Origin of the sequence: Streptomyces otsuchiensis (assembly GCF_004305975.1) — a bacterium.
GTDB lineage: Bacteria > Actinomycetota > Actinomycetes > Streptomycetales > Streptomycetaceae > Streptomyces > Streptomyces otsuchiensis.
The window spans coordinates 1-7,349 of sequence record NZ_BHZI01000282.1; the positions used below are offsets into that span (position 1 = coordinate 1).

The 7,349-nt window shown below is 73.9% G+C and carries 6 protein-coding genes; 2 read left to right on the forward strand and 4 right to left on the reverse strand.

What is annotated here, in order from left to right:
• The first annotated feature begins 27 nt into the window (after positions 1 to 27).
• Positions 28 to 1,038, forward strand: a complete 1,011-nt coding sequence (locus E0D90_RS21490) for a chitinase (RefSeq protein WP_130799715.1) — start codon at positions 28 to 30, stop codon at positions 1,036 to 1,038.
• A gap of 215 nt (positions 1,039 to 1,253) precedes the next feature.
• Here E0D90_RS21490 and grpE read toward each other — a convergent pair whose 3' ends face one another.
• The 4 genes from grpE to E0D90_RS21510 form a co-directional block, all read right to left on the reverse strand.
• Positions 1,254 to 1,823 (reverse strand): nucleotide exchange factor GrpE, encoded by a 570-nt coding sequence (gene grpE, locus E0D90_RS21495; RefSeq protein ID WP_130799712.1) that lies wholly within the window; start codon positions 1,821 to 1,823, stop codon positions 1,254 to 1,256.
• Entirely contained in the window at positions 1,820 to 3,625 is a 1,806-nt protein-coding gene (locus tag E0D90_RS21500; protein ID WP_438827431.1) for an Hsp70 family protein, read from the reverse strand. Before E0D90_RS21500 ends, grpE begins: the two co-directional genes overlap by 4 nt.
• On the reverse strand, positions 3,508 to 4,770 hold the full coding sequence (locus E0D90_RS27410) for a DnaJ domain-containing protein (RefSeq protein WP_176599809.1): 1,263 nt from the start codon (positions 4,768 to 4,770) through the stop codon (positions 3,508 to 3,510). Before E0D90_RS27410 ends, E0D90_RS21500 begins: the two co-directional genes overlap by 118 nt.
• Positions 4,771 to 4,896: 126 nt before the next feature.
• A complete protein-coding gene (locus E0D90_RS21510) occupies positions 4,897 to 6,168 on the reverse strand; it encodes an alanine racemase (RefSeq protein ID WP_130799713.1) in 1,272 nt (423 codons plus the stop codon).
• 143 nt (positions 6,169 to 6,311) lie between these two features.
• On the opposite strand from E0D90_RS21510, the gene E0D90_RS21515 reads away from it, so the two are divergent.
• The coding region (locus E0D90_RS21515) for a sugar kinase (protein WP_130799714.1) at positions 6,312 to 7,349 on the forward strand (1,038 nt) is incomplete at its 3' end.

Consider the following 7,349-nt stretch of genomic DNA (forward strand, 5'->3'; position numbering starts at 1 on the left):
CGCCGCGCCGCCCGCCGCCGGCCCGCCCTGGCCCTGACCGCCGCGGCCACCGCAGCGGTGGGCGCCCTGCTGGCCGCCGGCCTCACCGGCAGCGCCACCGCCGCCCCGGACCCCGGCGCGGCGACGTCCACCGGCGCGGAGAACACCCCGCACGCCGTCCCCGCCCACGCGCTCACCGGCTACTGGCACAACTTCGACAACGGGTCGGTGATCCAGAAACTCGCCGACGTCCAGGACGCGTACGACATCATCGCGGTGTCCTTCGCCGACGCCACCGACACCCCGGGCGAGATCGTCTTCAACCTCGACCCGGTCCTCGGATACGGCTCCGACGAGGAGTTCAAGGACGAGATCGCCGCCAAGCAGGCCGACGGCAAGTCGGTGATCATCTCCGTCGGCGGCGAGATCGGCAACGTCACCGTCAACGACCCGGCCTCCGCGCAGCGGTTCGCCGAGAGCACCCTGACGCTGATGGACGAGTACGGCTTCGACGGCGTCGACATCGATCTCGAACACGGCATCAACGCCACCTACCTCACCGAGGCGATGGAGGCGATCCACGCCGAGGCGGGCGACAGCCTGGTCTACACGATGGCCCCGCAGACCATCGACATGCAGCACACCGGGACCGAGTACTTCCAACTCGCCCTCAACACGCAGGACTTCCTCACCGTCGTCAACATGCAGTACTACAACAGCGGTTCGATGCTGGGCTGCGACGGCCAGGTGTACTCCTCCGGCACCGTCGACTTCCTGACCGCGCTCGCCTGCATCCAGCTGGAGAGCGGCCTGGACGCCTCCCAGGTCGGCATCGGCGTGCCCGCCTCGCCCGACGCGGCCGGCAGCGGCTACGTCGACCCGGGCGTCGTCACCGACGCGCTCGACTGCCTGACCCGGGGCACCAACTGCGGCAGCTTCACGCCCGACCGCACCTACCCGGAGCTGCGCGGCGCCATGACCTGGTCGACCAACTGGGACGAGCACGCCGGCAACGCCTGGTCCGACGTGGTCGGCCCGCACGTGCACAACCTGCCCTGACGCGCCCGCAGACCGCCTCCCCACGGGGCACAGCGGTCCGGGCGGCGCCCGGGCCGCGCCGCCGGGGCGGTGACGCGGCCGGCCTGAACCCGGCGGCGCCGCGGCCCCGGCCACGGGCGGTCCCACCCATGGGTGGGACCGCCCGTCCGTCCGTCCGTCTGCCTGCCTGCCTGCCTGCCTGCCGTGCGCCGGTATCCGGTCGGTGCGGTGCGCCGTCAGCCGCGGGCGGCGACCACTGCCACCCGCGCGGGCCGGAACACCCAGTCGCCGTGGGCGAATCCGCGCCGGACCACCCGGTCGACCGTGCCCGGCTCGGCCGAGCTGTCACGCACCACCTCCGCCGCCTCCTGGCAGACGGGGTCGAACGGCCCCTCGCCGGCGATCTCCCGCACTCCGTGCGCGGCGAGCGCCTCCAGCAGTTCGTCGCGCACCGAGCGTGCCAGCGCGCGCTCCGGGGCGACCGGGGCGTCCTCGTCCGGCTGGGCGCCGTCCGCCTCCTGGTCCAGCCGGTCGATCAGCAGCGCCAACCGGTGGACCAGCGGATGCAGATGCTGGCGGAACGGGCCGTCGCGCAGCTCCTCCACCTGCCGTCGCTTCTCCCGGTCGTCGAGGATGCGGCGCTCGAACAGCCCGGTCAGCACGTCGAGTCGGTCCAGCAGCTCGGCGTGACGCTCCCCGGCCCTGTCCGGCGCTGCTGGCGAGTCCGGCCCTGCTGGTCTGTCCGGCTCAGCGGGCGCGTCCGGCCCGCCCGGCTCGGCCGCGTCCTCACGGTCGCGGGCGGTCATCCGACGCTCGTGCGGCTCATGGCGTCCCGCATCTCGGTGATCCGGCCCGCGTCGAGGTTCAGCGGGCGTTCCAACTGGATCTCGCCCAGCCGCCGGTCGTGCGTCTCGTCGAACAGCTCCGCGTGCACCAGTCCGTCCACGTCGTAGCTCATCCGCAGCCGTAGCGGGGCTGCGGCGGGCAGCCCCGGCGGCAGGTCGACCGGCTGCTCGGTGAGGACGTTGACGCGTTCCAGGTCCTCGCCCTCCCCCTCGGTGAGCTGGACGGAGACCGCGTCCTGGTCGGGTGCGACCGTCCGGTAGGTGCGCTCGACCATCGCCGGGATGGGGGTGTTGCGGGCGATCACCACGTCGTTCAGCAGCCGCTGGGCGTCGTCGTCGGAGGTCACCACGATCCCCATGGACTGCGAGGTCACGTCGCGCACCGCGAGTTGCTTGCCGACGGGAACCGCCTCGGCGGCGGCCGCCGCCTCCTGCGCCGCCAGGTGCGCGGCGCCCAGACAGACCGCCTCGTCGGGGTGGACCCGCAGGTCGGGCTTCTTGCCGGAGAGCTTCTCCAACAGCGCCCGCACGGCCGGGATGCGGGTGGAGCCGCCCACCGGCAGCACCCGGTCGATGGCGTCCCAGGTCAGCCCGGCGTCCTCCAGCAGCCCCTCCACCAGCACCTCGGTGCGGTGCAGATACGGCTCGATCATCGCCTCGAACTCCTCGCGGCTGATCTCCACCGCGTGGGCCCGACGGCCGGAGCCCACCCGGACCACGGTGCGCCGCGCCTGTGAGAGGTCGGTCTTCGCGAGTTCGCAGCGTTCCCGCACCTCGGCGGTGAGGTACGGGTCGTCCAGCAGGTCCTCCTCGCCGCCGAGGGCCGCGACGCGCTCGGCGACGTGCCGCATCAGCGCGTTGTCGAAGTCGAACCCGCCGAGGTTGCGGTCGCCGTCGGTGGCGATGACCTCGCAGCCGTCGTCCGAGACCCGCATCACCGTCACGTCGAAGGTGCCGCCGCCCAGGTCGTAGACGAGGACGGTCCCGGCGTCGCCGTGCTGCACGCCGTAGGAGATCGCCGCAGCCGTGGGCTCGTTGACCAGCCGCAGCAGGTTCAGGCCGGCGATCTCGGCGGCGTCGGCCGTCGCCTTGCGGCGGGTGTCGTCGAAGTAGGCCGGGACGGTGATCACGACATCCCTGACCGGCTCTCCCAGCGCCTCCGCCGCTCCCTCCGCGAGGGCCCGCAGCAGATAGGCGGACACCTGCTCCGGGCGGTGCTCGACCTGGTGGGAGTCGATGAACGAGTAGTGCGGGTTGCCCATCTCGCGCTTGATGAACTGCACGCAGTCGTCGGGATGCAGCACCGCGCTGTTCCTGGCGGTGGCCCCGACCAGCACCTGACCGGGGCCGGTGAACAGCACCACCGACGGGGTCAGTGTCTGGCCGCCCGTGTTGCGGACCAGTTCCGCCCATCCGGCGCGGTCCACGACACCCACCGCGGACATGGTGGTTCCCAGGTCAATTCCGACAGCTCGCCCTGTCACGGCGTCTCCCGCTCTTCCGATGTCTCGCACTGCGAGCGGCCGTTCCGCTCCGGGAGCGGCACGGCCGACTCCGGCCCCTTCGACCGCCGCCCGGTCGCGGCGTGCGCCGCGCGGAGGCGTCGCGCCGCCGCACTGCGACCACTTCCCGCCTCGGGGCGCGGCTATCCCCCCGAGTCCCCGTCCCACCCCGCCGCACGCGCGTTGATCCGCCAGCCGCGCTGCCGGACGCCGTAGTACCAGCCGACGCCGAGGAGCGCCAGGGCCAGCGCGAACAGCCACGGGCTGACCAGCAGCGCCACGATCAGCAGCACCGCCGAGACCAGCATCCCGGCCGCGAGCCACGACGGGCGGCTCGGATGCCAGCCCTCGCACCACTCCACGTATGTCAGGTCCTTCTCCACGTCGGCACGTTGCCCGGGATCGGTGACCACCTCGGCGGCGCGCTCCAGCAGTGGCCGCATCCGCTCGATCTCCGCCGGGTGGGTGATGGTGTGCTCGTCCGCGCCGCGCACCCGTGGCACCCGCTGCGCCGAGCGGAGCAGCGCGTGCACCAGGTGGTACCGGACCGTCTCCGCCGTGGGGTCCCGGGTGAAGAGCTCCTCCAGTACGGGCACGGCCTTCTCCGGCCAGCCGCCCTCCAGGTAGACAGTCGCGATGTGGAACGCCCCGGTTCCGGGCTCCAGTTGGTCCGCCTCGCGGAAGGACACCAGTGCCGCGTTCCAGTCGCGCAGCGCCATCTGGGTACGGCCCAGCCAGACATGGGTCGGCGCGTGGTGGGGATCGCGGCGCGCGGACTGCCGCAGCTCGAAGAGGGCCTGCTCGTGCCGGGCACGGCCGACATCGGCCCGCCCCTGGACCAGCCAGGCGGCGGCGGAGTCGTCACCGGCGTCCCTGGCCTCCCGCGCGCACTGCCACGCGGTGGTGAAGTCTCCTGCTTCCAGCGCCTGTTGAGCCTGCTCCAGCCAGCGGACCGCAGACCCGGCGCCGGTGGGCGTCGCCGTCGTCGTGGTGGCTCCGGCCGCTTCGGCGGCGAACGCCTGCGGTGCGTCCACGACTTCGGGCTCGGGGCGCGGCTCGGCGCGCGACGTGGGGCCGGGCGGGACGACGGCCCGTTCGGCGGCGGCTCGTTCGGACGCCGCCCGCTCGGCGGCGGCGCGATCGGCGGCGGCCCGGGCGCGCGCGGCGCGTTCCGCCCGCTCGTGGTCGTACACGGCACGGCGGGCCGGGTCGGTGAGGGTACGGCGCGCGACGGCGAGATCCCTGATCCGCTGCTCCGCCAACTGCCGCCGGTCGAGGTCGGGATGGCTCGTCAGCCGCTGCCAGACCCGGTGCTCGGTGCGCAGCCGGTCGGCGATCTGCTCCGCGGTGGCGGCGGGGTCGAGGTCGAGCAGGTCGTAGTGGTCCGTCGGCTCTCCCGCGCGCATCGCACTAGTCCAGCACACCGGCACCGGCATCGCCAAGATCCGGCACCGTGCCGCACCGGCGACGGCACGGCCAACGTCCGGTGGCCGGGGAGTCCCCGGCCACCGGACGCGTACCGCGGCGGCCCGTCAGAAGAAGGTGCGAACGTAGTCGGTGACGGTCCCGTCCCCGGCGACCAGGGGGATCAGCGGCCATTTCTCGAAGATGGTGCACGGGTGCGACATGCCCAGTCCCACCCAGTCCCCGACCCGGGGCATCGCCGCGTCGTCCTCACCCCGTACGAAGGCGTGCTGGTCGGAGAGGCGTTCCAGGGACAGCCCCTCCCCCGCCCGGATCACGCCGTCGGCGTCCCGCACCACATGCACCTGCGGCAGGTCCAGGTCGTACGCGACGTCTCGCTTGCCCGCGTTGATCAGCGCCAGCCCCGGCTCGGGGCGCGAGACGACCTGCGCCCACAGCCGGAACGCGGGGAGCAGCGACCCCTCCTGGGGCACCCGGTTGAACGGGGTGACGTCCCGGTAGCGGCCGTCGTCATGGCTGACGTAGGCGCCGGAGCGCAGCAGCCGGAAGGCGGGCCGGGAGAGGCCGGGCAGTTCGGCGAACACCTCGGCGACGGCGTCGAACCACGCCGAGCCGCCGGCGCTGACCACGATCTCCTCGGTGTCCCGGAAGAGCCCTGCCTTGTCCAACTCGGCTGTCAGGCCGACCAGTTCGCGCAGCCAGGCACGTACCGAGGCGCCGTCCGCATCCGGGACCTCGCCCTCGTAACCGGCGACCCCGGAAAGGGCCAGCACGGAGGAGGCGTTGACCCGCTCGGCGACCTCGGCGGCCTCCGCACGGCTGCGGACGCCGGTCCGGCCACCGGTCACGCCCAGTTCGACCACGACCTCCAGCGGCCGGGTGGCGCCGGCCGCCCGCAGCGCCGCGTCCATCAGCTCCACGCCGCGCACCGAGTCGGCGTAGACCACGCAGCGGAACTCGGCGTCCGCCGCCAGCTCGCCCGCCAGCCAGGCGAGCGCGGCGGGGTCGACCAGTTCGTTGGCGAGGAAGATCCGCTGCACCCCGAACGCACGTGCCACCCGGGCCTGGTGGGGCACGGCCACGGTGATACCCCAGGCGCCGTGGTCGAGTTGACGCTGGAAGAGCGCGGGCGCCATGGAGGTCTTGCCGTGCGGGGCGAACGCCAGGCCGTGGCGGTCGGCGTAGCGGCCCAGGGACCGCAGGTTGTGGTCGACGGCCTCGGCGGAGAGCGTCAGCACCGGGGTGGTGAATCCCCCATCGTGGAGGTTGCGGCGCTCGGCCGCGAGGTCCCCGACGGTTCGCCCGGCGGCGTCCGGGGGCAACCCCTTGAAGCGGTGGTCGATGACCTCGTCCGCGAGCCGGTCGAGTGCGGTAGGCATAGGGAATCTCCGATGGGCGGTACCGTGGCCTGCTGTGTTGCGGAAAGCGCAACGGTCATTGCACACCGCGCGCACCCCTGTCTAACATCCGCCGGACAGCCGGTCAACGGAGCACCGGGGCACAGAGATCGGAGCCGAGCACCATGCCGGACGTCGTCTGCCTGGGCGAGTCGCTGGCCGCGTTCCGCCCCACGCGCCCAGGCGAGAGCCTGACCTCTGCCTGCGACTACGTCCGTTCCACCGGGGGCGCGGAGTCCAATGTGGCGTGCGCGCTGGCGCACGCGGGACACACGGTGCGCTGGGTCAGCCGGCTCGGTCTCGACGGCTTCGGCGAGCAGGTGCTGCGGGACGTGGCCGCCGCCGGGGTGGACGTCTCCGCCGTCGCCCGCGATCCCGGACGGCCCACCGGGATCTACTTCCGCACGGACGGCGAACGCGGGGCCGGCATGGAGACCGCGTACTACCGCGCGGGATCGGCCGCCTCCGCCATGAGCCCGGCGACGGTCGGCGAGGACGCGGTCTCCGGCGCGCGGGTGCTCCATCTGACCGGCATCACCGCCGCCCTCTCCCCCGGGTGCGAGGAGCTGCTGCGCGCGCTGACCACGCGGCGGCCCGGCCGCCCGCTGGTCTCCTTCGACGTCAACCACCGGCCCCAGCTGTGGCAAGGCCGCGACGCGGGCCCGGTGCTGCGGGCCCTGGCGAACGGCGCCGACCTGGTGTTCGTGGGCGAGGACGAGGCGGAGGCCGTCTGGGGTGTCACCGGCGGCCCCGGCGCGATACGGGCGGCGCTGCCCGGACCGGCCGCAGTGGTGGTCAAGGGCCGCGGTCACGAGGCCGTACTGCTCCAGCGCGACGGCGAACCGGGGGGCGGAGCGGACCGCGGGCCGGACAGCGGACCTGCCGGGGAGGCGGACGGGGGACCGGGCGCCGCGGCACCGGGCACCCCCGCGCACGCGGACCACCGCACCACCCGTGTCCCGGCACCGGGCACCGACCACGTCGTGGCGCCGGTGGGAGCCGGGGACGCGTTCGCCGCCGGGTACCTCTCCGCCCTGCTGTACGGACGTCCGGCGGCCGTCCGGCTGCGGCACGGTCACCTCTTCGCCGCCGCCGGGCCACGCGCGACCGCGCACCACACCACCCCGAGAACCACGCCACGCGACAGACGGCCGGGGGCCGGG